Source organism: Mesorhizobium sp. WSM3868 (assembly GCF_002294785.1).
In the GTDB taxonomy this organism is placed as follows: Bacteria; Pseudomonadota; Alphaproteobacteria; order Rhizobiales; family Rhizobiaceae; genus Mesorhizobium.
Genome location: NZ_NSGB01000002.1, coordinates 137,160 through 159,631 on the forward strand (window position 1 = coordinate 137,160; position 22,472 = coordinate 159,631).

Sequence of the window (22,472 nt, forward strand, 5' to 3'; positions counted from 1 at the left end):
CTCACGCATTGCCGATCAGCACACCCGCTCCGAACACCAGCGCGCCGCCCAGCACCACCTGGAAGGCGGCGCGCCAGAACGGCGTCTGCATATAGCGGTTCTGGATGAAGGCGATCGCCCACAGTTCGAAGAACACGACGATCGCGGCAACGATCGTTGCCGTCCAGAAATAGGGAATGAGATAGGGCAGCGCGTGGCCGAGTCCCCCCAGCGTCGTCATGATGCCGACGGTGAGCCCCCGCTTCACCGGCGAGCCGCGCCCCGAAAGTTTGCCGTCGTCGGAAGCCACCTCGGTGAAGCCCATCGAGATGCCGGCGCCGATCGAGGCGGCGAGGCCGACGAGGAAGGTCTGGAAGGTTGCATGGGTGGCGAAGGCGGCGGCGAAGATCGGCGCCAGGGTCGACACCGACCCGTCCATCAGCCCGGCCAGCCCCGGCTGCACATAGGTGAGGATGAACTGGCGCTGCTCGGTTGTCGCTTCCTCCTCCTTCACCTCGCCCGGGACGTGCTCCTGTTCGAGCTCATGCGCGGAGTTCTCGTGGCCGAGTTCCGCCGCCGCCAGCTCGTCGAGCAGCTTCCGGGTCGACGCATCGGTGGTGCGCTTGGCCGCCTCGACATAGAAGCGATAAGCCTGCCGCTCCATGTCCTCGGCCTGACGGCGCACATGCTCGATGCCGAGCGGCCGCACCAGCCAGTCGGGCTTGCGTTCGTAGTAGCCTCGCACATGCTCGCGCCGGATCAGCGGGATGCGCTCGCCGAAGCGCTTGCGATGAAGCTCGATGAGGGAATCGCGGTGGCCGTCTTCCTCCTCCGCCATGGCCTCGAACACCTTGGCCGATTGTTTAAACTCTTGTGCCAGCCCGTCGGCATAGGCCCGGTAGATGCGTCCGTCGTCCTCCTCCGACGAAATCGCCAGCGCCAGGATTTCCTGCTCCGACAGCGAATCGAAGGAGCGGCGGCCAAAGCCGAAAACACGGGAAAGCATGAGAAAATCACCCTAGTTTAGAACAATTCTAAACTAGGGAATCGTGCGCCGATGGTCAATCGCGAACGCCGCGGGACAGGCAGAATTCGTCGATCCAGCTTTCCGCTCGCACCCTTCATTATTGCCGAATGTTCACCTATATGGAACGCATTAGCCAAAAACGAAGGAAACACGGGATGACGGACAAGAAGCCCCCGCACGCATTCGATCCAAAGCCGGTTCTCGATCTCATCGCCAGCATCGAGGCCGACCTGCAGCGGCTCAAAGGCCTGGTCGAGCAGCAGGCCGAAAAATTCGACCCCGCCAATCCGCACAACAAGACGCTGGACGGCAAGCTGACCGAGGAAGGCGTCGAATGCTGCTACCGCATGTTCGACGACGGCAAGTCGCGCTACACGGTCGCCCAGCAGATGAAGATCTCTTTTGCTGCCGCCACGCATCGTTTCAACAGCTGGCGCAAGCTCGGCGGCAAGAAGCGGACGCGCGCGCTGCTGGGGTGAGCAGCAGCCGCCCTTCGCTTCGTCATCCTCGGGCTTGACCCGAGGATCATGCCGCGAGCCCTATCACGGAATGCAGAAGCGAGAGCGCGCTCTGGAAGACCCTGCGAAGAGTGTCCGTTCTGCTTCGGCTGCCCGCATCGCGAAGGTGCCGACATGGATTCCCGCGTCGCTTCGCTCCTTGCTCCGCCTGAGACTGACGAAGGTGACGGCCGTCGACGCTATCATCGCCAATATTGTCTCCATCACATTTTTTCGTTGGCGCGCCGCGGCGTTTTCCGTGCAGCATATGTGCATCATTCTCACGAGGCCCACCATGACCGCCCACCCCGGCATCTCCGACATCCACGCCGCTGCCGCCAGGCTTTCCGGGCTGATCGTCGAAACGCCGCTGATCGAATCGCCGGAGCTCAACAAGCGCTATGGCGGTCGCATCCTGTTCAAGCCGGAGACGCTGCAGCGCACCGGTTCCTTCAAGATCCGCGGCGCCTACAACAAATTGTCGTGCTTAAGCGAAGAAGAGCGCAGCCGCGGCGTCGTCGCCTTTTCGTCCGGCAATCACGCGCAGGGTGTCGCCGCTTCGGCCGCCATGTTCGGCGTCAGGGCGGTCATTGCCATGCCCGCGGACGCGCCGGCGCTCAAGGTCGGCAATGTGCGCAAGATGGGCGCCGAGGTGGTGCCGTTCGACCGCTTCAAGGACGACCGCATGACGATCGTTCGCCCCTATATCGAGAACGGCATGGCGCTGGTGCCGCCCTTCGACGATCCAGCCATCATTGCCGGCCAGGGCACGATCGGGCTGGAGCTGGTGCGCCAGGTGAAGGCGCTGGGCGTCAGCCTCGACGCAGTTGTCGTGCCCTGCGGCGGCGGGGGTCTGTCGAGCGGCATTTCCGTCGCTGTGAAGGACGCCTCGGCACAGACGCAAATCTGGGCGGTCGAGCCGGAGCATTTCGACGACACGCGCCGCTCGCTCGCCAAGGGTGAGCGGGTCTCGAATCGACCCGGCCACGCCTCTATTTGCGATGCGATCCTGACCGCCGAGCCCGGTGCCATCACCTTCGAGATCAACCGCAAAAACCTCGCCGGCGCCATCGCCGTCTCGGACAAGGCCACGGCGCAAGCCATGCGCGACGCCATGGCGTGCTTGAAGCTGGTGGTCGAGCCCGGCGGCTGCGTCGCGCTCGCGGCGCTCGCGTCCGGCGAGATCGATCTCGCCGGCAAATGCGTGGCGGTGGTGCTTTCCGGCGGCAATGTCGATTTCGGCACCTACGCGGAGATCATGGCGGCGGCCTGATCGACCAGTCGCCGCTCAATCCAGCGTCCGCCGGAACCGCACCAGCGCAACGCCGGCGAACAACGCCACGAACACCACCAGCCAGCCGATCTCGGTCGCCACAGCCGGCAGTTCCGCGCTCTTCAGCATGACGGCGCGGGTGATGCGCAAAAAATGCGTCAGCGGAAAGATCTCGCCAAGGATCTGGGCCCAGCCCGGCATGCCGCGATAGGGGAACATGAAGCCCGACAGCATGATCGAGGGCAGGAAGAAGAAGAAGGTGAGCTGCAGCGCCTGCATCTGCGTGCGCGCGATCGTCGAAATCGTGTAGCCAAGCAGCACCAGCGCCAGCACGAAAACCAGCACCGCCGAGAGCAGGAGCGACAGCGATCCCATGAAGGGAATGGAAAACAGGAGCTTCGCCGCTGCCAGCACCACCACCACCTGCACCGCGCCGACCACCAGGTAAGGCAGCACCTTGCCCAGCATGATCTCGAGCGGGCTGGACGGCATGGCCAAAAGGTTTTCCATCGTGCCGCGCTCGGTCTCGCGCGTCAGCGCGATCGAGGTCATCATCACCATGGTCATCTGCAGGATGACGCCGAGCAGGCCGGGAACGATGTTGTATTGCGAGATGCCTTCCGGATTGTAGCGCCGGTGCACGACGACATCGAGCTGGCCGCGCGCCGCCTCCTTCGCCGCTTCCTGCATGCCTTGCGCTCTCAGCAGCGCCTGGCCGGCGACGGTGCTCAGCGTCGAGATGGCACCGCTCGCCACCGCCGGATCGGTGGCGTCGGCCTCGATCAGGATCTGCGGATTGTCGCCGCGCTCCACCCGCCGCGCGAAATCGGCCGGGATGGTGACGACAAAGGCGACGTCGCCGCGCGACATCAGGAACTCGGCTTGCGACGCACTTTGCGCCACATGGTCGAAGCGATAGTAGCCGGTGGTCTGCAGCGCCGAGACCATCGCCCGCGTGTAGGGATCGCTGCTGGTCGCGACGAGTGCTGCCGGCAGGCTCTTCGGGTCGTTGTTGATGGCATAGCCGAACAGCACCAGCTGTATCAGCGGCACGCCCAGCATCATGGCGAAGGTGATGCGGTCGCGCCGCATCTGGATGAATTCCTTGATCAGCAGCGCGCCGAGTCTCGCGAATGAAAAGATCGCTCTCACGCCATCTCTCATGCCATGTTGTCCTTCGAGCCGGACATGAACTGGATGAAGACATCTTCCAGGCTGGTCTCGCCCGGCGCCACCGTCACGCCCTTGTGCTTCTTCTCGACATCGGCGAGCGCCTTTTCGAGGGCTGCCTTGTCGGAGCCGACGACATGCAGGGTGGCGCCGAACGGCGCCACCTGGTCGACGCCCGGACGCCCCTGCAGCGCCTCGGCCACGCGGTCGAGGCGCGGTCCCTGCAGCACGAAGGTGGTCAGGCCGGCATTCCTCACCACCTCGTCCACTGTGCCGGTGGCCAGCATCTTGCCGTAGGAGATGTAGCTGATGCGGTGGCAGCGCTCGGCCTCGTCCATGTAATGGGTGGAGACCAGCACGGTGAGCCCGCCGCTGGCCAGGCGGTGGATCTCGTCCCAGAACTCGCGCCGCGCCTTCGGGTCGACGCCAGCCGTCGGCTCGTCGAGCAGCAGCAGCTTCGGCTTGTGCATGATGCAGGCAGCGAGTGCCAGCCGCTGCTTCCAGCCGCCGGAAAGCGTGCCGGCGAGCTGGTTGCGGCGCGTCGTCAGGCCGAGTTCCTGCAGGGTGTGCGAGACATACTCCTCGACCGGCTTCAGCTGGTAGAGCCGCGCCACGAATTCGAGATTCTCGCCGATCGTCAGATCCTCGTAGAACGAGAATTTCTGCGTCATGTAGCCGACTTCGCGCTTGATCTTGAGCGCGTCGGTAAGGATGTCGAAGCCGAGCACCGTGCCTTCGCCCGCATCCGGCGTCAAAAGCCCGCACATGATGCGGATGGTCGTCGTCTTGCCCGAGCCGTTCGGCCCGAGGAAACCGACGATCTCGCCCTCGGCGACCGTCATCGTGACATGGTCGACGACGGTCTTGTCGCCGAAGCGCTTGACCAGCCCGCGGACGTCGATGACGTTCATCTGCCTATATCCGCCAGGTCGACATCGACGATCTGGCCGGGCTGCAAGGGATGAGCATCGCCCTCCGGCCGCGCCTCGACGAGATAGACCAGCTTCTGCCGGTTCTCGAGCGAATAGATCACCGGCGGGGTGAACTCGGGATCGGGCGACACATAGCTGACGCGTGCCTTCAAATCCGGCCCGCAACCGTCGCAACGGACGCTGAGCAGCGTGCCGACCTTGACCGAGGAGAAGGCCGTCTCCGGCACATAGACGCTGAGTTTTACCGCGCCGTCGGGCAGCATCGAGATCACCGGTGCGGTCGGTCCGGCCGTATCGCCCGGATTGCGGATCACGTCGTCGATGCGGCCGGGCGAAGGCGCCGCCAGCACGCGCTTGGACAGGCGCCACTCGGCTTGCCCCAATTCCGATTGCGCCTGCTTGACCTGGTTCTCGGCAGCTCTGATCGTTTCGGCCCGCGCCGGCAGGCCGCCGACGGCAAGGTTCGCCTCCGCCTGGCCGACCTGCGCGTTGGCGGTCTCCAGCGAAGCCGAGGCCGTGTCGTAATCGGCCTGGGTGCCGGTGCCGCGCTTGTAGAGATCGCTGGCGCGGTCATATTTGCGTTTGGCGTCGGCAGCCTGCGCCTTCGCCATGTCCACCTGCGCCTTGAGCACGGCGATCTCTTCCGGCCGCTTGCCCACCTTGAGGTCGGCAAGCTGCGCCTGCGCTTGGGCGAGCGCGGCCTGGGCTTGCGCCACGGCGATCTTGGCATCGGCGCTTTCCAGCGTCACCACCGGCGCGCCCGGCTCGACACGGTCGCCGCGCTTGACCGTCACGGTCTCGACCTGCGCGACTTCGATCGGCGCCAGCAGCACATATTCGCCTTCGACATAGCCGACGGCAAGCGGGGCGGCCGGCGCGCAGGCGCCGAACAGCTGGGCCGCGAGCGGCAGCGAACAGAGTAAGCTCATGATTTGACCTTCCTGCCGGCGGCTGCGTCGCGCGCCGCCAGCATTGCCCTGAGGTTGTCGGTCGCGACCGCCACGACCTTGGCGGCCTCCTGGTCGCCGATCTCGCGCCAGCCCATCCTGCGCATCACCGCCTCGCGCCCGATGCGGAAATAGATGACCTGCCCGATGATGGTGAACACGGTGAGCCTGGTGGCCTCGCTCTCGGCCGGTTCGCCGGTCGCCTGCTCCCAGATCTGGCACAGCCGGCGATGCGTCGGTTCGAACACGCCGGCATAAATGCGGTCGAGCGCCGCCGTCGGGTGCGAGAGCTCGCGCAGTACGAATTGTACGATCTCGCCGGCCTGGGGGCTTGCCACGACAAAGCCGACCATCCGCGCCAGCGCGGCAAAGAGCTGCGCCCGGGCGGCTTCCGCGCTCGAAGGGGCCGCCGGCTGGGGTGCGCCGAGCGCCTGGCCGGCGATCCCCTGGATGGTCTCGACGATGAAGTCGGCGGCGGCGGCGCGCAGCCCCTCCTTGCCGCCGAAATGATAGGCGATCGAGCCGATATTGGCCTTGGCCTCGGCCGCGATCTCGCGCGTCGAGGTGCCGTCGAAGCCCTGCCGGCCGAACAGCTTCAGCGCGGCCTGCACCAGCGCCGCGCGCGTTTGATCGGCGGGAGAGGCTTCGCGTTGCCGCGTCTTGGCGTTCGTTTGTTTGCTCATTCCATTCATTTAATCAATCGATTGATTAAAGTCAAATTGAATTCCATCGCAGCTTGCCATCTTCCTGCGGGCGGGCTTTAGTGCGCGGCCATGGGCAAGGAAGTCGAGCGCAAGTTCCTGGTCGCTGATCCCGCCTGGCGCAGCCTGGTCGAGGCGCATATCCGCATTCGCCAGTTCTACGTCGCCGCGCAGCCCGGACGCACGGTTCGCGTACGCATCAGCGACGGAGGCTCCGCCGCGCTGACGCTGAAGTTCGGCAACAAGGCGCGCGAGCGCGACGAATTCGAATATCCGATCCCGCTCGCCGAGGCCGAGGAATTGATGGCCTTCGCGATCGGGCGTGTCATCGAGAAGACACGTCACCATGTTAGGCACCGCGGCTATCTCTATGAAGTCGATGTGTTCGGCGGAGTGCTCTCGGGGCTGGTGGTCGCGGAACTGGAGACGCCGGAGGACGTATCTGACGAAATGCTGCCCGACTGGCTCGGCCGTGAGGTCACCGGTGAGTCGAGGTTTTACAACGCGTCGCTGGCCCTCGGCGGGATTCCGGAGATAGCCGCATGAGCTTTCGCATCGATCCGCGCTTGCCGCTGACCGGCGAGGTCAGGCGCATATTGGCTGACGAGATCGGCAAGGCGCTTGGCCAACTCGAGACGGCGCGCGACAAGCCGGAGCAGGGACTGCACAAGTGCCGTAAGCGGCTTAAGTGCGTGCGTGCCTTGCTGCGCCTGGTTCGTTCCGGAGACGAACCGTTCTGCCAGACCGAGAACGAATGCTACAAACAAGTGTCGGCGCTGCTTGCCGGCCCGCGCGAGGCGACCGCTCTCATCGAGACCATAGACCGTCTGGCCTCTGCTTTTCCGGATGAGACCGCGGCCGGCGGGCTCGATCCCGTCCGCGAGCGGCTGGTGCTGCGCCAGCATGAGCTCCATGCCGGCCCCGGTCTCGACGCTGCCATAAACGCCGCGGTCGCTGCCTGCCGGGAAGGGCTGGAGCGTGTCGACCGGCTGTCGCTCCCCGATCAGCCCGAGCAGGCGGCCGACATACTGGCCGAAGGCGCCCGCGCCGCCTTGCGGCGGGCGAAAAAGGCGCTGGATAAGGCGAGCTCGCGCGGCGAGGCCGATGACTTTCACGACCTGCGCAAGGCGTGCAAGACGCATTCGATGCATCTGTCGCTGCTCGGCCGCCTGTGGCCGGCGCCGATCAAGGCGCGCCGCAAAGCGGTTGACAAGCTTGGCGAACGGCTGGGCGAGCTGCATGACGTCTTCGTCATGCGCGCGCTGCTCGCCGCCGCTGGCGAGCCGCTCGGTCCGCCCGAAGACACCAAGCTTCTGCGCAAGCTCTTGAAGCGTGCGGAAAAAAGCCTCAGCAAGACCTGTCTTGCCGATGCCGCCGAATTGTTCGGCGACAGCCCCAAGCGCTCGGCCAGAAAGCTCGCGCGCAAGGTGCGCGACGACCTCGCGCCGCCGCATGGGGAAGCCGGCTCGGCCGCGGCCTGACGCCTACGCCGGCAGCGGCCGCCTTGCTTCCGCCCCGGCATCCGTCCGCGCGCCGGCATCGCGCGGATGCGGCCCGATCGGCATGATCGCCGGAAACGGCGTCGCGCCGAAGGCGAAGGTCCATTTGTAGCCGATGAGCTGCTCTTCCGGCGTGGTGTGCTGGTCGTGATGGGCAAGCAGCCTGGCGCGCTCCGCCAGCTCCTCCGCCTCGCGCCGCACCATCTCCGCCGTTTCCGGCCGCATGCGCCGCGAGAAGCTGACGAAGGTCGCTTCCCGTTCCAGATGGGTTATCGCCCAGCCGACAAAATTCTTGTTGGTGGTCTCGAAATGCGGCCGCAGCGGCCCCTCGAAATCCCACTGGATCGGTGTCTCGACCAGCAATCTTGCCGACAGGCCGCGCCCGAGCGCCACCAGCCCAAGCTCTTCCAGGTCGCGCAGATAAAGAAACATCGAAGCTTCGCTGAGACCCTGTGAGCGCATGATGCCTTCGGGCGTGAATTTTTCGGACAGCATGATGAAGACGAAGAGCAGCGCCGGCCGCGCGGCGAGCTTGCGCTCGATCTCCGGCGCGACGTGGTTGGCCGGTCCCGGTCCCCGGTTCATCGAGCCCAGCACATTCTCCAGTTCCACGTCCGCAGCGGCGCAGATTTGCATCAGCCGATCGAGCTTGCAGTTGCGCTCATGGAAGATGCGCTTCACTGTCGGCTCGGAAACGCCCATGCGCTCGGCTAGCGCCCGGTAGGTCAGGCCCTTGGCCTTCAATGTCCGTTTCAGCGCCTCGAAGATCGGCCCGTTCATGAAATGCACCTCATTTACGCGAATTCGTATCCCTCCTCGATACTACGCTCGAACCGCCTTCCGGAAAAGTATCGAAAAACCTAGCTCTTGGCCGTACACAGGAGAGCATTATGAAAAACCTCATCGCTTCGACCTTTCTCGCCATCGCCGGCATCGCAACGGCTGCCACCGCCGAGGCCGGCGAGATCTGGCGCGCCGGCGGCTTCGAGCAGGCGGAATCGGCGCTGGTCGATGCCGCCAACAAGCGCATCGTCGTCTCCAACATCGTCGGCAATCCGGGCGAAGCTGACGGCAACGGCTATTTGTCGCTGCTGTCGCTGGACGGCAAGGTCATCAGCCGCCATTGGGTGGACGGCATGGACGCGCCCAAGGGCATGGCGATCGCCGGCGGCAAGCTCTACGCCGCCGACATCACCAAGGTGCGCGTCGTCGACCTCGCCAGCGGCAAGCTGGTCTCTACCATCGATGTGCCGGGCGCCGTGTTCCTCAACGATATGACCGCCGATGCTTCGGGCAAGGTCTATTTCACGGATATGCTCGCCGACGCGATCTATCGTATCGACGGCGACAAACCGGAGCTGTTCATCAAGGATGCGCTGCTCGCCTCGCCCAATGGCGTCTTCGCCGACGGCGACCGGCTGATCGTCGCGTCCTGGGGCAAGGGCATCAAGCCCGATTTCAGCACGGCGGCGCCGGGCGGCTTGCTGGCCGTCGACCTCGCCAGCAAGAAGGTGACGCCGCTGCCGGGCGCGCAAAACTTTGCCGACCTCGACGGCGTCGTCGCCATCGGCGACACGATCTATGCCACCGCCTACATGACCGGCACGCTCTATCGCTACAAGGGCGGCGCCGCGCCGGAAGCGATCGCCGCTTTCAAGCCGGGCAGCGCCGATATCGGCACCGACGGCAACTCGACCATCTATGTTCCGCTGATGAACGAAGGCGCGGTCGCGGCGCTGAAGCTCGACTGAGGACGATTGCGGCGGGAACGAGGTCGATCGGGGCTGGACCGCCATATCGACGGGGCTGCCATCTGGTTCAGCCGCTCGCTCCGGGATATCCGGCAGCAACCGTCACATGGGCCAAGCCGTGAAGACATCCAGCCTGACCGGCGCCGCCGTTTCACCAATGATCCCAGTGCTCGTATGCGCACTGGCGATCTTCCTTTTGTCCGGGATGGACGCGGCAATGAAGTCCCTGGTCATCGCGGTCGGTGTGTACAACACGGTGCTGTGGCGCAGCCTGGTCTCGACCTTGATCGCGGGCGCGGCCTGGTCGGCGGGGCCGCGCTCGAAGCCCGCTCTTCCGGTGCTGGGGCTGCATGCGCTGCGCGCCGTGGTCGTCGGCATCGTCCTGGTTTCGTTCTTTTGGGGTCTCGCCAGATTGCCGCTCGCCGAGGCGATCGGGCTCAGCTTTGTCGCGCCCCTGTTTGCGCTTTTTCTCGCAGCCTTGTTGCTGGGCGAGAGAATCCGGCGCCAGGCGGTGTGGGCGTCGCTGGCCGGCATCGCCGGCGTCGCGATCATTCTGGCCGGCCAGTTCGGGCAGGCCGGCCACTCGCAGGATGCGCTCCTGGGCACGGCCGCGGTGCTCGTATCGACGGTGTTCTACGGCTACAATCTGATCCTCGCGCGGCGGCAAGCGCTGTTGGCCAAGCCGGTCGAGATCATGCTGTTCCAGAACCTCTGCATCGCTGTCATCCTTGGTCTCGCCGCGCCGTGGCTCGCCGTCGCGCTGCCGAGTGACCTGTGGCTTCACCTCGTCGGGGTGGCTATGCTGTCGCTTGCCGGGCAATTCCTGATGAGTTGGGCCTACGCCCGCGCCGAAGCGCAATATCTCATCCCGACGGAATACTCGGCCTTCATCTGGGCGATCGCGCTCGGCTGGTTCTTCTTCGGCGAGGAGGTGGCCTGGACCACGCTGACCGGGGCTTGCCTGATCGTCGCCGGCTGCCTGATCGCGGCGCGCGCCAACCCGAAACTCGCCGAGCCGATCGAAGCGGCAGTTTGAGAGAACATGTCGCTCTACGCGGACTACGATTGTCCTTTCAGCTGCGCCCGCGCGTCGCGAATCGAGGCGGCATAGGTGACCAGCGGCCGCTTGAGGCCGTGGTTGATCAGCATGCGCCTTGTCTGCGGCGCGGCACCCGCGATGATGAAGCGCACGCCGGCGCTTCCGGCCTTGTGCGCGGCGCCCTCGAGGACGTTTGCCGCCGTCGAGTCGAGGAACGGCACCGCCGAGCAATCGAGGATGAAATTCTTGCGCTGGTCTGCGATGCGGTCGAGCACGGCGCCGACGGTCGAGGCGGCACCGAAGAAGAATGCCCCGGAGATTCGATAGATGACGGTATCGGCGTCGGCCGCCTGGCTTGAATCATAAGTGGCGGCGCGATCGGCGACGTCCTCCGGCACCAGCGGCAGATCGGCCTCGACGGCGATGGACATGGCCATGCGATCGATGAACAGGATCGACCCGAGCGCGAAGCCGACGACGATGCCTTCCGTGAGATCGCGGAAGATGACGATCAGGAACGTCGCCATCAGCACCAGCGCGTCGCCACGCGAGGCTCTGAGGAGCGTGACGAAAGCCTGCTTCTCGAACATGTTCCAGCACACGACGGCGAGTACGCCGGCCAATGCGGCGAGCGGGATGTAGCTGGCCAGGGGCGCCGCCGCCAGCATCAGGACAAGCAGGATCGCCGAATGCAGCATGCCGGAGACGGGGCCATGCGCGCCGGCCCTCACGTTGGTGGCCGTGCGAGCGATCGTGCCGGTGGCACATATGCCGCCGAACAAGGCTGACGCGATGTTGGCGAAGCCTTGCGCCACCAGTTCGCAATTGGAGCGGTGCCGCCTTCCGCTCATGCCGTCGGCGACCACGGCCGAGAGCAGCGACTCGATCGCTCCGAGCAGCGCGAAGGCGATCGCGTCGGGCAGCACGTCGATCATCCTCTCAAGGCTGACCGGCGGCAGGGCTGGCCATTGCAGGCTCCGCGGGATGCCGCCATACCTCGTGCCGATCGTTTCCGCAGGCAGGGCGAACAGCGCCACGACCAGCGAGGCGATGCCGATGGCGATCAGCATCGCTGGCCATCTCGGCCGCCAGCGCCGCAGAAAGACAATGGTGAGGACCGTCAGCATCGCCACGAAGGTCGCGGCCGGACTGATCGTGCCGATCGCCTCGCCGATCGCGGTCAGCTTCGGCACCAGCGGCCCGGGCTCCCTGCCGGCGAGTTTCAGCCCGAGCAACTCGACGATCTGCCCGGAGAAGATGATGACAGCGATCCCGGCGGTGAAGCCGACGGTCACCGGATAGGGAATGAACTTGATGTAGGTGCCAAGCCTGAGATAGCCGATGGCGAGCAGGAAGACGCCGGCCATCATCGTTGCGAGCAGCAGCCCGTCGACGCCGACGCGCGCCACCGTCGCCGCTACCAGCACGATGAAGGCGCCGGCAGGACCGCCGACCTGGAAGCGGCTGCCGCCAAGCGCCGAGATGATGAAGCCGCCAACGATCGAGGTGTATAGGCCTCGCTCCGGCGTCACGCCGGACGCGATGGCGATCGCCATGGACAACGGCAGCGCGACGATGGCCACCGTCAACCCCGCGACGGCGTCAGCCCTGAAATGCGCCAGCGTGTAGCCTTCGCGCAGCACCGTGACCAGCTTGGGCGTGAACAGCTCGGCAAAGGCCGGCCGCGCCTGGGGGTGGATTGACCGCCGGACCTGATCCATGGACTGCCTTCCGCTCCGTAAGGGCGGCGGGATCGTCGGCAGGGCTGTCGGCGGTCGCCGTCGCGACTTCTTGTGCGGCTCAGCCTTGGGAGTTCTGCGGCGTGGCAGGCTTGAGACGCACGCCCCTACCGCCGCGCTCGCTGGCCTGGTTCTCGCCGATCAGCTCCACCCCGGCCTCGTCGAGTGCCTGGATGACCTTCATCAGCGTATCGACCACGCCTCTGACGACACCTTCACTCGCTTCCATGCGTTGGATGGTCGGAAGCGAAACCCCGGCGCGCTCGGCGAGCGTTTTCTGGTCGATACCGGCCAACGCCCTCGCGGCGCGCATCTGCGCGGCAGTGATCATCGGCCAGAACCCCTGTCTGAGCCTGCAGTATCAATGGATAATCCAAATATCATGATGTTTCAAGCATCATAACAAACAGTTTGAACATGAGCACTCATTCGCTGTCCGCCACCACTTTGCGCCGCTGCAGCAGGCGCGCTGCAAGCCAGCACAACATGGCCCAGGCAAAGCCGGCGCACCAGCCGGCAAGCACGTCGGACGGCCAATGCACGCCGAGATAGACGCGGCTGGTTCCGACCAGCACCGTGGTGAGCACGGCGAGGCCGAGCACGAAGATCTTCGTCCTGCGGTTCGGTAGGAAGCGCGCGGCGAGCGAGCCCAGCGTGAGATAGGTCACCGCCGACAGCATCGCATGGCCGCTCGGAAAGGAGAGCGAGGTCTCGTTGACGAGGTGCGAGACGAGATCGGGGCGGGGCCGGTCGACCTCGAACTTGAGCAGGCTGGACGCTGCCTGGCCGCCCGCCACCGAAACGAACACGAACAGTGCGGTCGCCGGTCGATGCATCAGCAGAAAATAGACGATCACCGCAGTCGTGATCAGCACCAGCACGCTGGTGCTGCCGAGCGCGGTGATATCGCGCACCGCGCCTTGCAGCCAAAGCGGACCGATCGGGCTGTCCGGCTGCCCGGCATGGCGGAAGGCGAGCAGGATTTCCGTGTCCAACGCATGCGGAGTCGTGGCGCGCGCCACGCCCATGAGTTCCACCAGGCCCCATAGCCCGCAGGCGATGGCCAGCCCGGCCGCAAGCACCGGGAACTCTATTCTGTTGAGCAGCGCCTTGGCGGTCGATTTCATGCGGGGGCCTTGTCCAACTACAGCCGCTGCATATAGGGTCCGAGCGTGATCAGCGCGACGGCGGCGATCGCCAGCACGACGCCTGTCGCTTGGAAAGTGTTGAGGCGCTCTCCAAAGAAGACCAGCGCCACGACATTGACTGAGACCAGCTGGATCACTGCCGACAGGCTGAACGACACCGACATGCCGAATTCGCGGATCAGCCTGAGCATGATCAGATTGCCGGCGGAATAGAGCACCAGCGTCAGCACGATCTTGCCGAGACTCGGCGCCAATCCCCATTGTTTGGCCGCCATCGCGGCCAGCAGGAAAATCACAGTCGAAACGCCAAGCTGCGCCAGTCCCCAGAGACTCACCTTCATCCCTCCCGAAGCGGCCTTCGCCGCGCCGCTCGCCGCTTTTGTTTCCGAAGCGCGCGAAGCCGTCAAGCTGATGGAGTCGGGCAAGCTACGCTGCGACGGGATCGAAGGCGGAATCTCGCAAGGCAAGCCCCGCAGCCATGGTTGGCGTCCTTGCGCCGAGCGCGCTCGGGAGTCTGCCCGCCGTGTGTTGTGGGCCTCGTGTGGGGCCAATGCGTGGGCGAACAGTCATCAGCCGGCAAATTGGCGTTGCTTAATGGGGCTGATGTCACGAAAATGTGATCGGCCGCCTATAGGGATCGACCGGTTACACGTTCCAGCCACCTCAAGAGCCAGAGGACAGCCCATGACCCAACCTGAGATCCGCTTCCGTACCAGCCAGCTCGAGGAGAATGACGGCCCGCCCGTCAATCCTACCGACAACCGCACGCTGGGCGAGATCATCGCCGCGCGTTTCTCGCGCCGCGACTTCCTCAAGGGCTCGCTGGCTGTCTCGGCCATCGCCGCTACCGTGAGCCCGCTGGCGCTCGTCGCGGCAGACGAGGCGCGCGCCGCCGAGGCCTCGGCCTTCAAATTCGACGAACTCGAGGCCGGCATCGACGACAAGCACCACGTCGCGCCCGGCTACGATGCCGACGTGCTCTTGCGCTGGGGCGACCCGCTCTTTACCGATTCGCCGGAATTCGACCCGGCAAAACAATCGGCCGAAGCCCAGGCAAGACAGTTCGGCTACAACAACGACTATATCGGTTATATCCCGATCGAAGGCTCGGCCGAGCATGGCCTGCTGGTCGTCAACCACGAATACACCAACCCGCATCTGATGTTCCCCGGCATCGTCAAGATCGTCGACAAGGACGGCAAGAAGGCCGCCGAGGTGGCGCCGCTCAGCAAGGAGCAGGTCGATGTCGAAATGGCGGCGCACGGCGGCAGCATCGTCGAGATCCGCAAGGAGGGCGGCAAATGGCAGGCGGTGCGTGACGGCAAGCTCAACCGCCGCATCATGTCCACCACCGAAATGGCGCTGTCCGGTCCGGTAGCCGGCCATGATCGCGTCAAGACCAATGCCGACCCGTCCGGCACCAAAGTCTTCGGCACCCTCAACAACTGCGCCGGCGGCGTCACGCCTTGGGGCACCTATGTGATGGCCGAGGAGAACATCCACGGCTATTTCTCGGGCGAGCTGCCGGAAGGCCACAAGGAGGCCGCCAACTACAAGCGTCTCGGCATTCCGGAGGGCGCCTATGAATGGGGCGCGCATTACGATCGCTTCAACCTCGCCAAGGAACCGAACGAGCCCAACCGCTTCGGCTGGGTCGTCGAGGTCGACGTCAACGACCCGAATTCGGTGCCGAGGAAGCGAACCGCCATGGGTCGCTTCAAGCATGAAGGCGCCGAATCGATCGTCACCAAGGATGGCCGCGTCGTCTTCTATCTCGGCGACGACGAGCGCTTCGACTATGTCTACAAATTCGTCACCAAAGGCACGTTCAATCCGAACGACCGCGCCGCCAACATGAACCTGCTCGACGAGGGCACGCTGCATGTCGCCAAATTCGCCGAGGACGGCTCGGTCGAATGGATGCCGATCGTGTTCGGCGAAGGTCCGCTGACGGCGGAAAACGGTTTCGCCAGCCAGGCCGACGTTCTGATCGAGACGCGTCGCGCCGCCGACCTGCTCGGCGCCACCAAGATGGACCGGCCGGAAGACATTCAGCCCAATGCCGGCAACGGCAAGGTCTATGTCATGCTGACCAACAATTCGAAGCGCAAGGCCGACCAGGTCGACGCCGCCAATCCGCGCGCGGCGAACGCCTTCGGCCACATCATCGAGATCGTCGAGGATGGCGGCGACTTCGCCGCCATGAAGGGCAAGTGGGAAGTGCTCCTGAAATGCGGCGATCCCTCGGTGGCCGACGTCGGCGCCACCTTCTCGACCGCCACCACCGCCAATGGCTGGTTCGGCATGCCGGACAACTGTGCCGTCGACTCGGCCGGCCGCCTCTGGGTCGCGACCGACGGCCAGGGCCCGAAGGCCACCGGCCGTACCGACGGCCTGTGGGCGGTCGACACCGAGGGCACGGCGCGGGCGACTTCAAAGCTGTTCTTCCGCGTGCCGATCGGCGCCGAGATGTGCGGCCCGCTATTCGCGCCGGACGACCAGACCGCCTTCGTCGCCGTCCAGCATCCGGGCGACGGCGGCGAGGACTGGGAAGCTTTCGGCCGCCCCTCCTATTACGAGGATCCATCGACCCGGTGGCCGGACTTCAAGCCGGACATGCCGGTGCGTCCGGCGGTCGTTGCCATCACCAAGCAGGGCGGCGGCAAGATCGCGGTCTGATTGGCGACTCGCTTAAGCAGGGGGAGGGTTGCGATGATCCGCGACCCTCCTCACCTTGCGATTACTCCACGCCTCGGACCACGGCCATGTTCAGGGTGGTTCTCAACCGGAAGCCGATGGCCTCGTAAAGGCCGACGGCCGGAGCATTGCTGGCGTAGGCGTGCAGGTATGGAACCTCGCCCCGCGCCATGATCCGGTTCGCCACGAACAGCGACAGCAGCTTGGCAAGGCCGCCGCCGCGGAAATCCGGATGCGTGCACACGCCGCTGAGCTCGGAGTAGCCGGGCTGCTTCATGCGCTCGCCGGCCATCGCCGCGAGCCTGCCGTCGATCTTCACGCCCCAGAACTCGCCGAGGCTCAAGGCCTCGAGCGTGAACGGGCCGGGCTTGGTGAGCGATGCCAGAGCGAGCATCTCGGCCGCATCGTCCGGCGTCAGTCGCTGCACGCGCTCGTCGGAGGCGGCTTCAACCGGCTGCTCGGCAACCATCTGCACCAAGGACGCGGTCGAAACCGCGGCAAGTTCCGAAGGCAGGGCGATCGGGTCCGTCTGAACCAGGATGGCGCTTTCAAGCGGCGGGAGCAGCTTGCCCAGGGCTTGTAGGCTTTCCGCATCGTCCGCAACGGTGGCGGCGAAGGGAACGATCGAAGGCCGGTACCGCCTGGCAAGGGTATCGCCTTCCGCAAAGGCCTGATGGCGCGTCGCCAATGCGCTCCAGATCGGACGGTCGAGAACATGTTTCATTGTGCGACGGCCTTGGGTGCGACTGTCTTGGCCTTGTCCGCCCGGCGGTCGAGCGGGGTCGCCGCCAGTCGATCCTCGATGGCGGCGAGCTGGCCAAGCAGCGGCCCGGAGAGGTCCGCGCACAATTCCGCGACCGCGCCCTCGATGCGCGGCCAGACGTCGTGCTTCGCGGCGTCGACCAGCCGCTGGCCGTCCGCTGAGAGGGAAACGATCCGGCGCCGCTGGTCGTCATCCGATGGTGTGACTTCGACCAGGCCGAGCTCGGTGAGCAGCGACACGGCCCGCGTCACGCCTGGCTGCGCGATGCCGAGCGACTGCGCCAGTTCGCCGACCGGCAGCGGCCCCAGCCTGTCGAGCGCGGCGAGCAGCGGATACTGACTCGACTGGATCCGCACATCCAGGCGATCGAGCACGCGCTGCGTGTCGGCCTGCAACTGCTCGCCAATGCGCTTCAGCCTGCTGCCGAGGCAGAGAAAGCCGAGGGACCTCAGAACATCTTCCATCGTCGAACTGCCGGAACAAAAAGATAACATGATATATAACATTGCATGGAAATTGGCAATATGGTTTCACGATGCAGCCGGAGCGCCGGCTTTGGCCGGTAGACATTCCCTCTTCATTCGCCGCCGATAGCATCCTATATGGCGCTGGCGCGACATGACCGATCCGTCGCGCCAAGGCGACTGATTCGAGGCCCGTGGGCTTCGGGTCTTTCTTCATCGGCATGCGGACGCTTGATGCCATCCCTGCGCATCCATATCGACAGGTTTCTTGACGGCGCGGCGCCCAAGGTGCCGCGGCGCGAGCTGACGCATCTCGAGCGCCTGGAGCTGGTGCGGCGCCATGGCGACTTCTCGCTCGCCTATTCCACCGCCGTGCAGCAGAAGCTGTCCTACTTCAGCGAAGGCGATGGCTACATCGCATTCGGCACCAAGATGAAGCACCATTTCGCGCTGGGCGATCCGGTCGTCGATCCGCCGGACCGGCCGGGCTACATCAAGCGCTTCGTCGAGGCCGCCGGCGGCCCCTGGTTCGTTCAGATAAGCGCCGCCACGGCAAAGGTGCTGGCCGGGCTCGGCTATCAGATCAATCGGCTGGGCGTCGACACAAGGCTGCAGCTGCCGGCGCATGATTTCTCCGGCAAGCGCAACGAGACCGTGCGCTATTCGGAGCGCTGGCTGGCGAAGAAGGGCTTCACCTTCGCCGAGGACAGGGCCAACATGCTGCTCGACGAGGTTTCCCGGCTGTCCGAGAATTGGCGCGGCGAGCGCATCGTCAAACGCTGGGAGATGGGCTTCCTGAACCGCCCTTTCGCCGACCATCTCGGCGCCGACATGCGCCGCTTCGTCCTCCACGGCCCGCAGGGCGAACTCGTCGCCATTCTCGATTTCGACCCGCTGTTCAGCAATGGCGAGGTCATCGGCTATACCACCGCCTTCAAGCGCAAGCAGGTCGACGCCACGCCGCATGCCGAGATCGGCCTGACCAAATTCGCCGTCGATCGCTTTCGCGAGGAGGGCGTTTCGGTGGTCACGCTTGGCCTGTCGCCGCTGCTCGACGTCGAACCGAGCGGCTTTGCCGAATCGAGCTTCTGGCGCAGCACCTTCCGGCGCGCCTACGAGTCGCCCTGGGTCAACCGCTCGCGCTTCAACCTGCAGGGCCAGGCCGCCTTCAAGCGCCGCTTCCACGGGCTGGAGGAGCCGACCTACATCGCCTTCCGCAAGGGTACGCTGATGGAGATGCTTGGACTGCTGCGGCTGATCAAGGCGATTTAGCGGAACCGCGAACGTCCGCGATCGGCCGCAGCGTTGCAGGCGGCAGGCGTTTCGACCAATCATGCAGGCTTGCAATCACTCCAGCACCAACACGACGTCCCTTCAATTCCTCAGCCTGTACCCCGTGCGGAAAATCCACGCCACGATCGCGATGCAGGCGGCCAAAAACACCAGCGTCATGCCGAGGCTGACGCCGACCGAGACGTCCGCTTTGCCGTAGAAACTCCAGCGGAACCCGCTGATCAGGTAGACGACCGGGTTGAACAGCGTGATCGTCTTCCAGATGCCGGGCAGCATATGGATCGAATAGAAGCTGCCGCCAAGGAAGGTGAGCGGCGTGACGATCAGCAGAGGCACCAGCTGCAGCTGCTCGAAGGTCTTGGCCCAGATGCCGATGATGAAGCCGAACAGGCTGAAGGTCACCGCCGTCAACACCAGGAAGGCGATCATCCAGAACGGGTGCTCGATCCTGAGCGGCACGAACAGCGCCGCGGTCGCCAAGATGATCAGCCCGAGCATGATCGATTTGGTTGCCGCGCCCCCGACATAGGCGATGATGATCTCGAGATAGGAGACCGGCGCCGACAAGAGCTCGTAGATCGAGCCGACGAATTTCGGGAAATAGATCGCGAACGACGCGTTCGAGATCGACTGCGTCAAAAGCGAAAGCATCATCAGCCCCGGCACGATGAAAGCGCCGTAGCTGATGCCGTCGATCTCGGTGATGCGCGAGCCGATCGCCGAGCCGAAGACGACGAAATAGAGCGAGGTGGAGATCACCGGCGAGACGATGCTCTGCAGCACCGTGCGGAACGCACGCGCCATCTCCATCCGGTAGATCGCCCACACTGCACGAAGGTTCATGGCCGCGTGGCGGTTCATGGCTCTTGCCTCAGCAGATTGACGAAGATCTCTTCGAGCGTGCTGTTTTTGGTGTCGAGATCGTGAAACTGAATGCCTGCGGCCTCGAGATCGCGGATCAGCGAGGCGACGCCCGGCCGGTCGCTCTGGCTGTCATAGGTGTAGGTGAGTTCGTTGCCGTCCGCCGACAGCTCCAGCGCATAGCGCGACAGGCCCACGGGCAAGGCGGCGAGCGGCGCGCGCAGCTCCAGCGTCATCTGCTTGCGGCCGAGCTTGCGCATCAACTCGGCCTTGCCTTCGACCAGGATGATCTCGCCGCGGTTGATGACGCCGACCCGGTCGGCCATCGCTTCGGCCTCCTCGATGTAATGCGTCGTCAGAATGATGGTGACGCCGTCCTCGCGCAGCCGCCTGACCATCGCCCACATGTCCTGGCGCAGCTCGACGTCGACGCCCGCCGTCGGCTCGTCGAGGAACAGCACGCGCGGCTCGTGCGACAGCGCCTTGGCAATCATCAGCCGGCGCTTCATGCCGCCCGAAAGCGTGATCGCCTTGGCGTCCTTCTTGTCCCACAGCGAGAGATCGCGCAGCACCTTCTCGACGAAAGCCTTGTCGGGCGCCTTGCCGAACAGGCCGCGGCTGTAGTTCACCGTCGCCCAGACCGTCTCGAAGGCGTCGATGGTGAGCTCCTGCGGCACCAGCCCGATCAGGCTGCGCGCCGCGCGGTAGTCCCTGCCGATATCGTGACCATCGACGGTGACGCTGCCCGACGAGCGGTTGACGATGCCGCAGACGATCGAGATCAGCGTCGTCTTGCCGGCGCCGTTCGGTCCGAGCAGGGCGAAGATCTCGCCGCGCTCGATGTCGAGGTTGATTTCCTTCAGCGCCTTGAAACCGGTGGCATAGGTTTTCGTGACGCCGGAGATGGAGATGATGGATGACATGCTGAAATATGGCCGGCTGGAAAACGTGACCTGATATAGGTCGGATGTCGTTTTATGCAAACCGACAATCGACCGTGCTGCTGACAGTTCTCGACAGTCGCCGCCGCTCGCGACGTCGAACGGCCTCTGCAAGCTGTCACGCGGTGCGTCTGTCCATGATCGCCCGACGCTGCGACAACGCGCCTCGCGTGACGCCGCGCCGCTTTGACCGATGCGTGTTCGAAGCCTATCCTTCAAGCCTGAATTGCAGCCGGAGCCCAGCATGGACCCGCTCATCCTGTCGCGCATCCAGTTCGGCGCGAATATCTCGTTCCATATCCTGTTTCCGGCGATCACCATTGCACTTGGCTGGGTGCTTCTCTTCTTCAAGCTCCGCTACAACGCCACCGGCGACTCGGCCTGGATGCGCGCTTATTTCACCTGGGTGAAGGTGTTCGCGCTCTCCTTCGCCATGGGCGTGGTTTCGGGCGTCACCATGAGCTTCCAGTTCGGCACCAACTGGCCGGGCTATATGGAAACGGTCGGCAACATCGCCGGCCCGCTGCTTGCCTATGAGGTGCTGACCGCCTTCTTTCTCGAGGCGGCCTTCCTCGGCATCATGCTGTTCGGCTTCCGCCGCGTCTCCAACCGCATCCACACGCTGGCGACCGTGCTGGTGGCGGGCGGCACCACGGTTTCCGCCTTCTGGATCATCGCGCTGAACTCCTGGATGCAGACGCCGGCCGGCTTCGAGATGATCGACGGCAAGGCGCATGCCCTCGACTGGTGGGCGGTCATCTTCAATCCGTCCATGCCCTACCGGCTGGTCCACATGCTGCTCGCCTCCGGGCTCACGGTCTCCTTCCTGATCGCCGGCTGCTCGGCGCTGCGCTACCTATATGGCGACCGCTCGGAATCGATGTGGAAGGCGCTGCGCACCGGCGTCTTCGCCGCCGCCATCCTGATCCCGATCCAGATCTTTGCCGGCGACCAGCACGGCTTGAACACGCTCGAGCACCAGCCGCAGAAAATCGCCGCCATGGAGGCGAACTGGAACACCGGCGCCCACGTGCCGCTGGTGCTGTTCGCGCTGCCCGACGAAGCAGCCAAGGAAAACAGGTTCGAGCTCGCCATTCCCGATGGCGCCAGCCTCATCCTGCGCCACAGCACAAGCGGCGTCGTGCCCGGCCTCAACGACTATCCGGGCAACCACCCGCCGGTCTTCCCGGTGTTCTGGGGTTTCCGCGTCATGGTCGGCACCGGCATCCTGATGCTCATCGTCTCCTGGTCGGCGGCCTTCTTCCTCAAGCGTCGCCGCAGCCTGCCTAAGCCGCTGGCCCTGATCATGGTGCCGATGGCGCTCTCCGGCTGGCTGGCGACGCTGGCCGGCTGGTACACGACCGAGATCGGCCGCCAGCCCTGGCTGGTCACCGGCGTGTTGAAGACGGCCGATGCCGTCGGCCCGGTCGCCGGCAGCCATGTCGCGCTGACCCTGGCCGTCTATCTCATCCTCTATGTGCTGCTCTTGATCGCCTATCTCGGCGTGCTGGTGCATCTCGCGCTGAAGGCGGCCAAGGAAGGCGACACCTCGCCGCTGCCCGGCGTCATGAACGCCGCGATGTCGCAGCCGGCCGCCGGAGAGTGAACATGCAGGAGCAAGACAAGCGGTGCGGTCGGTTCGATGCGGGGCTTTCTTCTGAGGTCGGCGCTGCCCCTCGCGTTGCGGCCGGCAGGGCGATGAGGGGCGGCGCCAACCCTCGCAATCGATCCGAAACGGTTGCTTCGAACAG

Annotated in this window: 23 protein-coding genes; 9 read left to right on the forward strand and 14 right to left on the reverse strand. The window is 65.0% G+C overall.

Features of this window, described 5'->3' with window-relative positions:
- Position 1: 1 nt before the first annotated feature.
- Entirely contained in the window at positions 2-985 is a 984-nt protein-coding gene (gene mbfA, locus CK221_RS03885; protein WP_095776789.1) for an iron exporter MbfA, read from the reverse strand.
- A gap of 176 nt (positions 986-1,161) precedes the next feature.
- Here mbfA and CK221_RS03890 point away from each other — a divergent pair, with 176 nt between their 5' ends.
- Both CK221_RS03890 and CK221_RS03895 read left to right on the forward strand, forming a co-directional pair.
- Positions 1,162-1,485, forward strand: a complete 324-nt coding sequence (locus CK221_RS03890; protein WP_067003166.1) for a hypothetical protein — start codon at positions 1,162-1,164, stop codon at positions 1,483-1,485.
- 313 nt (positions 1,486-1,798) lie between these two features.
- Positions 1,799-2,776: a threonine/serine dehydratase gene (locus CK221_RS03895; RefSeq protein WP_095777074.1), complete on the forward strand. Its 978-nt coding sequence runs from the start codon at positions 1,799-1,801 to the stop codon at positions 2,774-2,776.
- Positions 2,777-2,791: 15 nt separating this feature from the next.
- Here CK221_RS03895 and CK221_RS03900 read toward each other — a convergent pair whose 3' ends face one another.
- The 4 genes from CK221_RS03900 to CK221_RS03915 are packed head-to-tail and all read right to left on the reverse strand — an operon-like array spanning position 2,792 to position 6,508.
- A complete protein-coding gene (locus CK221_RS03900; protein ID WP_095777075.1) occupies positions 2,792-3,928 on the reverse strand; it encodes an ABC transporter permease in 1,137 nt (378 codons plus the stop codon).
- A gap of 8 nt (positions 3,929-3,936) precedes the next feature.
- Entirely contained in the window at positions 3,937-4,857 is a 921-nt protein-coding gene (locus CK221_RS03905; protein ID WP_095776790.1) for an ABC transporter ATP-binding protein, read from the reverse strand.
- Positions 4,854-5,807 carry an HlyD family efflux transporter periplasmic adaptor subunit gene (locus CK221_RS03910; protein ID WP_095776791.1) on the reverse strand — a complete coding sequence of 318 codons (954 nt, stop codon included), beginning with the start codon at positions 5,805-5,807 and terminating at the stop codon, positions 4,854-4,856. The genes CK221_RS03905 and CK221_RS03910 overlap by 4 nt, the downstream gene beginning before the upstream one ends.
- The gene (locus CK221_RS03915) at positions 5,804-6,508 is read right to left on the reverse strand and encodes a DUF1956 domain-containing protein (protein ID WP_067003157.1); all 705 of its coding nucleotides are present in this window, start codon (positions 6,506-6,508) and stop codon (positions 5,804-5,806) included. The genes CK221_RS03910 and CK221_RS03915 overlap by 4 nt, the downstream gene beginning before the upstream one ends.
- Before the next feature lie 90 nt (positions 6,509-6,598).
- Between CK221_RS03915 and CK221_RS03920 the strand changes: the two genes are divergently transcribed.
- Both CK221_RS03920 and CK221_RS03925 read left to right on the forward strand, forming a co-directional pair.
- Positions 6,599-7,072 (forward strand): CYTH domain-containing protein, encoded by a 474-nt coding sequence (locus CK221_RS03920; protein ID WP_095776792.1) that lies wholly within the window; start codon positions 6,599-6,601, stop codon positions 7,070-7,072.
- On the forward strand, positions 7,069-8,007 hold the full coding sequence (locus CK221_RS03925; protein ID WP_067003154.1) for a CHAD domain-containing protein: 939 nt from the start codon (positions 7,069-7,071) through the stop codon (positions 8,005-8,007). The genes CK221_RS03920 and CK221_RS03925 overlap by 4 nt, the downstream gene beginning before the upstream one ends.
- Positions 8,008-8,010: 3 nt before the next feature.
- Here the strand turns inward: CK221_RS03925 and CK221_RS03930 are convergent, their stop codons facing one another.
- Entirely contained in the window at positions 8,011-8,805 is a 795-nt protein-coding gene (locus CK221_RS03930; protein WP_095776793.1) for a helix-turn-helix transcriptional regulator, read from the reverse strand.
- A 110-nt stretch (positions 8,806-8,915) separates the two neighbouring features.
- Here CK221_RS03930 and CK221_RS03935 point away from each other — a divergent pair, with 110 nt between their 5' ends.
- Positions 8,916-9,776: an ATP/GTP-binding protein gene (locus CK221_RS03935; protein ID WP_095776794.1), complete on the forward strand. Its 861-nt coding sequence runs from the start codon at positions 8,916-8,918 to the stop codon at positions 9,774-9,776.
- 106 nt (positions 9,777-9,882) lie between these two features.
- Positions 9,883-10,812 carry a DMT family transporter gene (locus CK221_RS03940; protein ID WP_067003148.1) on the forward strand — a complete coding sequence of 310 codons (930 nt, stop codon included), beginning with the start codon at positions 9,883-9,885 and terminating at the stop codon, positions 10,810-10,812.
- A gap of 23 nt (positions 10,813-10,835) precedes the next feature.
- Here CK221_RS03940 and CK221_RS03945 read toward each other — a convergent pair whose 3' ends face one another.
- The 4 genes from CK221_RS03945 to CK221_RS03960 all read right to left on the reverse strand — a co-directional run bounded on the left by CK221_RS03945 (position 10,836) and on the right by CK221_RS03960 (position 14,037).
- Positions 10,836-12,536, reverse strand: a complete 1,701-nt coding sequence (locus CK221_RS03945) for a SulP family inorganic anion transporter (RefSeq protein ID WP_095776795.1) — start codon at positions 12,534-12,536, stop codon at positions 10,836-10,838.
- Positions 12,537-12,615: 79 nt separating this feature from the next.
- On the reverse strand, positions 12,616-12,885 hold the full coding sequence (locus CK221_RS03950) for a helix-turn-helix transcriptional regulator (protein ID WP_067003144.1): 270 nt from the start codon (positions 12,883-12,885) through the stop codon (positions 12,616-12,618).
- 94 nt (positions 12,886-12,979) lie between these two features.
- Positions 12,980-13,681 (reverse strand): phosphatase PAP2 family protein, encoded by a 702-nt coding sequence (locus CK221_RS03955; protein ID WP_095776796.1) that lies wholly within the window; start codon positions 13,679-13,681, stop codon positions 12,980-12,982.
- Positions 13,682-13,698: 17 nt separating this feature from the next.
- Positions 13,699-14,037, reverse strand: a complete 339-nt coding sequence (locus tag CK221_RS03960) for a hypothetical protein (RefSeq protein ID WP_095777076.1) — start codon at positions 14,035-14,037, stop codon at positions 13,699-13,701.
- 349 nt (positions 14,038-14,386) lie between these two features.
- Here CK221_RS03960 and CK221_RS03965 point away from each other — a divergent pair, with 349 nt between their 5' ends.
- Positions 14,387-16,381, forward strand: coding sequence for a PhoX family phosphatase (locus CK221_RS03965; RefSeq protein WP_095776797.1), 1,995 nt, complete (start codon positions 14,387-14,389; stop codon positions 16,379-16,381).
- Between the two features lie 61 nt (positions 16,382-16,442).
- On the opposite strand, the gene CK221_RS03970 is transcribed toward CK221_RS03965, so the two are convergent.
- Positions 16,443-17,123 carry a GNAT family N-acetyltransferase gene (locus CK221_RS03970; protein ID WP_067323405.1) on the reverse strand — a complete coding sequence of 227 codons (681 nt, stop codon included), beginning with the start codon at positions 17,121-17,123 and terminating at the stop codon, positions 16,443-16,445.
- Positions 17,120-17,626 carry a MarR family transcriptional regulator gene (locus CK221_RS03975; protein ID WP_067003136.1) on the reverse strand — a complete coding sequence of 169 codons (507 nt, stop codon included), beginning with the start codon at positions 17,624-17,626 and terminating at the stop codon, positions 17,120-17,122. The genes CK221_RS03970 and CK221_RS03975 overlap by 4 nt, the downstream gene beginning before the upstream one ends.
- 234 nt (positions 17,627-17,860) lie before the next feature.
- Here CK221_RS03975 and CK221_RS03980 point away from each other — a divergent pair, with 234 nt between their 5' ends.
- Positions 17,861-18,898, forward strand: coding sequence for a phosphatidylglycerol lysyltransferase domain-containing protein (locus CK221_RS03980; protein WP_095776798.1), 1,038 nt, complete (start codon positions 17,861-17,863; stop codon positions 18,896-18,898).
- 102 nt (positions 18,899-19,000) lie between these two features.
- Here the strand turns inward: CK221_RS03980 and CK221_RS03985 are convergent, their stop codons facing one another.
- Both CK221_RS03985 and CK221_RS03990 read right to left on the reverse strand, forming a co-directional pair.
- The gene (locus CK221_RS03985; protein WP_067003307.1) at positions 19,001-19,762 is read right to left on the reverse strand and encodes an ABC transporter permease; all 762 of its coding nucleotides are present in this window, start codon (positions 19,760-19,762) and stop codon (positions 19,001-19,003) included.
- 14 nt (positions 19,763-19,776) lie between these two features.
- Complete coding sequence (locus CK221_RS03990) at positions 19,777-20,703, reverse strand: ABC transporter ATP-binding protein (RefSeq protein ID WP_095776799.1); 927 nt, start codon at positions 20,701-20,703, stop codon at positions 19,777-19,779.
- 262 nt (positions 20,704-20,965) lie between these two features.
- Here CK221_RS03990 and CK221_RS03995 point away from each other — a divergent pair, with 262 nt between their 5' ends.
- Positions 20,966-22,327 carry a cytochrome ubiquinol oxidase subunit I gene (locus CK221_RS03995; RefSeq protein ID WP_095776800.1) on the forward strand — a complete coding sequence of 454 codons (1,362 nt, stop codon included), beginning with the start codon at positions 20,966-20,968 and terminating at the stop codon, positions 22,325-22,327.
- Positions 22,328-22,472: the final 145 nt, after the last annotated feature.

Coding starts and splice junctions, on each gene's coding strand:
- CK221_RS03930 (WP_095776793.1), bottom strand. CDS start 8,805: ATGAACGGGCCGATCTTCGAGGCGCTGAAACGGACATTGAAGGCCAAG.
- CK221_RS03950 (WP_067003144.1), bottom strand. CDS start 12,885: ATGATCACTGCCGCGCAGATGCGCGCCGCGAGGGCGTTGGCCGGTATC.
- CK221_RS03920 (WP_095776792.1), top strand. CDS start 6,599: ATGGGCAAGGAAGTCGAGCGCAAGTTCCTGGTCGCTGATCCCGCCTGG.
- CK221_RS03925 (WP_067003154.1), top strand. CDS start 7,069: ATGAGCTTTCGCATCGATCCGCGCTTGCCGCTGACCGGCGAGGTCAGG.
- CK221_RS03985 (WP_067003307.1), bottom strand. CDS start 19,762: ATGAACCTTCGTGCAGTGTGGGCGATCTACCGGATGGAGATGGCGCGT.
- mbfA (WP_095776789.1), bottom strand. CDS start 985: ATGCTTTCCCGTGTTTTCGGCTTTGGCCGCCGCTCCTTCGATTCGCTG.
- CK221_RS03905 (WP_095776790.1), bottom strand. CDS start 4,857: ATGAACGTCATCGACGTCCGCGGGCTGGTCAAGCGCTTCGGCGACAAG.
- CK221_RS03965 (WP_095776797.1), top strand. CDS start 14,387: ATGACCCAACCTGAGATCCGCTTCCGTACCAGCCAGCTCGAGGAGAAT.
- CK221_RS03990 (WP_095776799.1), bottom strand. CDS start 20,703: ATGTCATCCATCATCTCCATCTCCGGCGTCACGAAAACCTATGCCACC.
- CK221_RS03915 (WP_067003157.1), bottom strand. CDS start 6,508: ATGAGCAAACAAACGAACGCCAAGACGCGGCAACGCGAAGCCTCTCCC.
- CK221_RS03975 (WP_067003136.1), bottom strand. CDS start 17,626: ATGGAAGATGTTCTGAGGTCCCTCGGCTTTCTCTGCCTCGGCAGCAGG.
- CK221_RS03995 (WP_095776800.1), top strand. CDS start 20,966: ATGGACCCGCTCATCCTGTCGCGCATCCAGTTCGGCGCGAATATCTCG.
- CK221_RS03970 (WP_067323405.1), bottom strand. CDS start 17,123: ATGAAACATGTTCTCGACCGTCCGATCTGGAGCGCATTGGCGACGCGC.
- CK221_RS03955 (WP_095776796.1), bottom strand. CDS start 13,681: ATGAAATCGACCGCCAAGGCGCTGCTCAACAGAATAGAGTTCCCGGTG.
- CK221_RS03890 (WP_067003166.1), top strand. CDS start 1,162: ATGACGGACAAGAAGCCCCCGCACGCATTCGATCCAAAGCCGGTTCTC.
- CK221_RS03940 (WP_067003148.1), top strand. CDS start 9,883: ATGGGCCAAGCCGTGAAGACATCCAGCCTGACCGGCGCCGCCGTTTCA.
- CK221_RS03910 (WP_095776791.1), bottom strand. CDS start 5,807: ATGAGCTTACTCTGTTCGCTGCCGCTCGCGGCCCAGCTGTTCGGCGCC.
- CK221_RS03945 (WP_095776795.1), bottom strand. CDS start 12,536: ATGGATCAGGTCCGGCGGTCAATCCACCCCCAGGCGCGGCCGGCCTTT.
- CK221_RS03980 (WP_095776798.1), top strand. CDS start 17,861: ATGCCATCCCTGCGCATCCATATCGACAGGTTTCTTGACGGCGCGGCG.
- CK221_RS03935 (WP_095776794.1), top strand. CDS start 8,916: ATGAAAAACCTCATCGCTTCGACCTTTCTCGCCATCGCCGGCATCGCA.
- CK221_RS03895 (WP_095777074.1), top strand. CDS start 1,799: ATGACCGCCCACCCCGGCATCTCCGACATCCACGCCGCTGCCGCCAGG.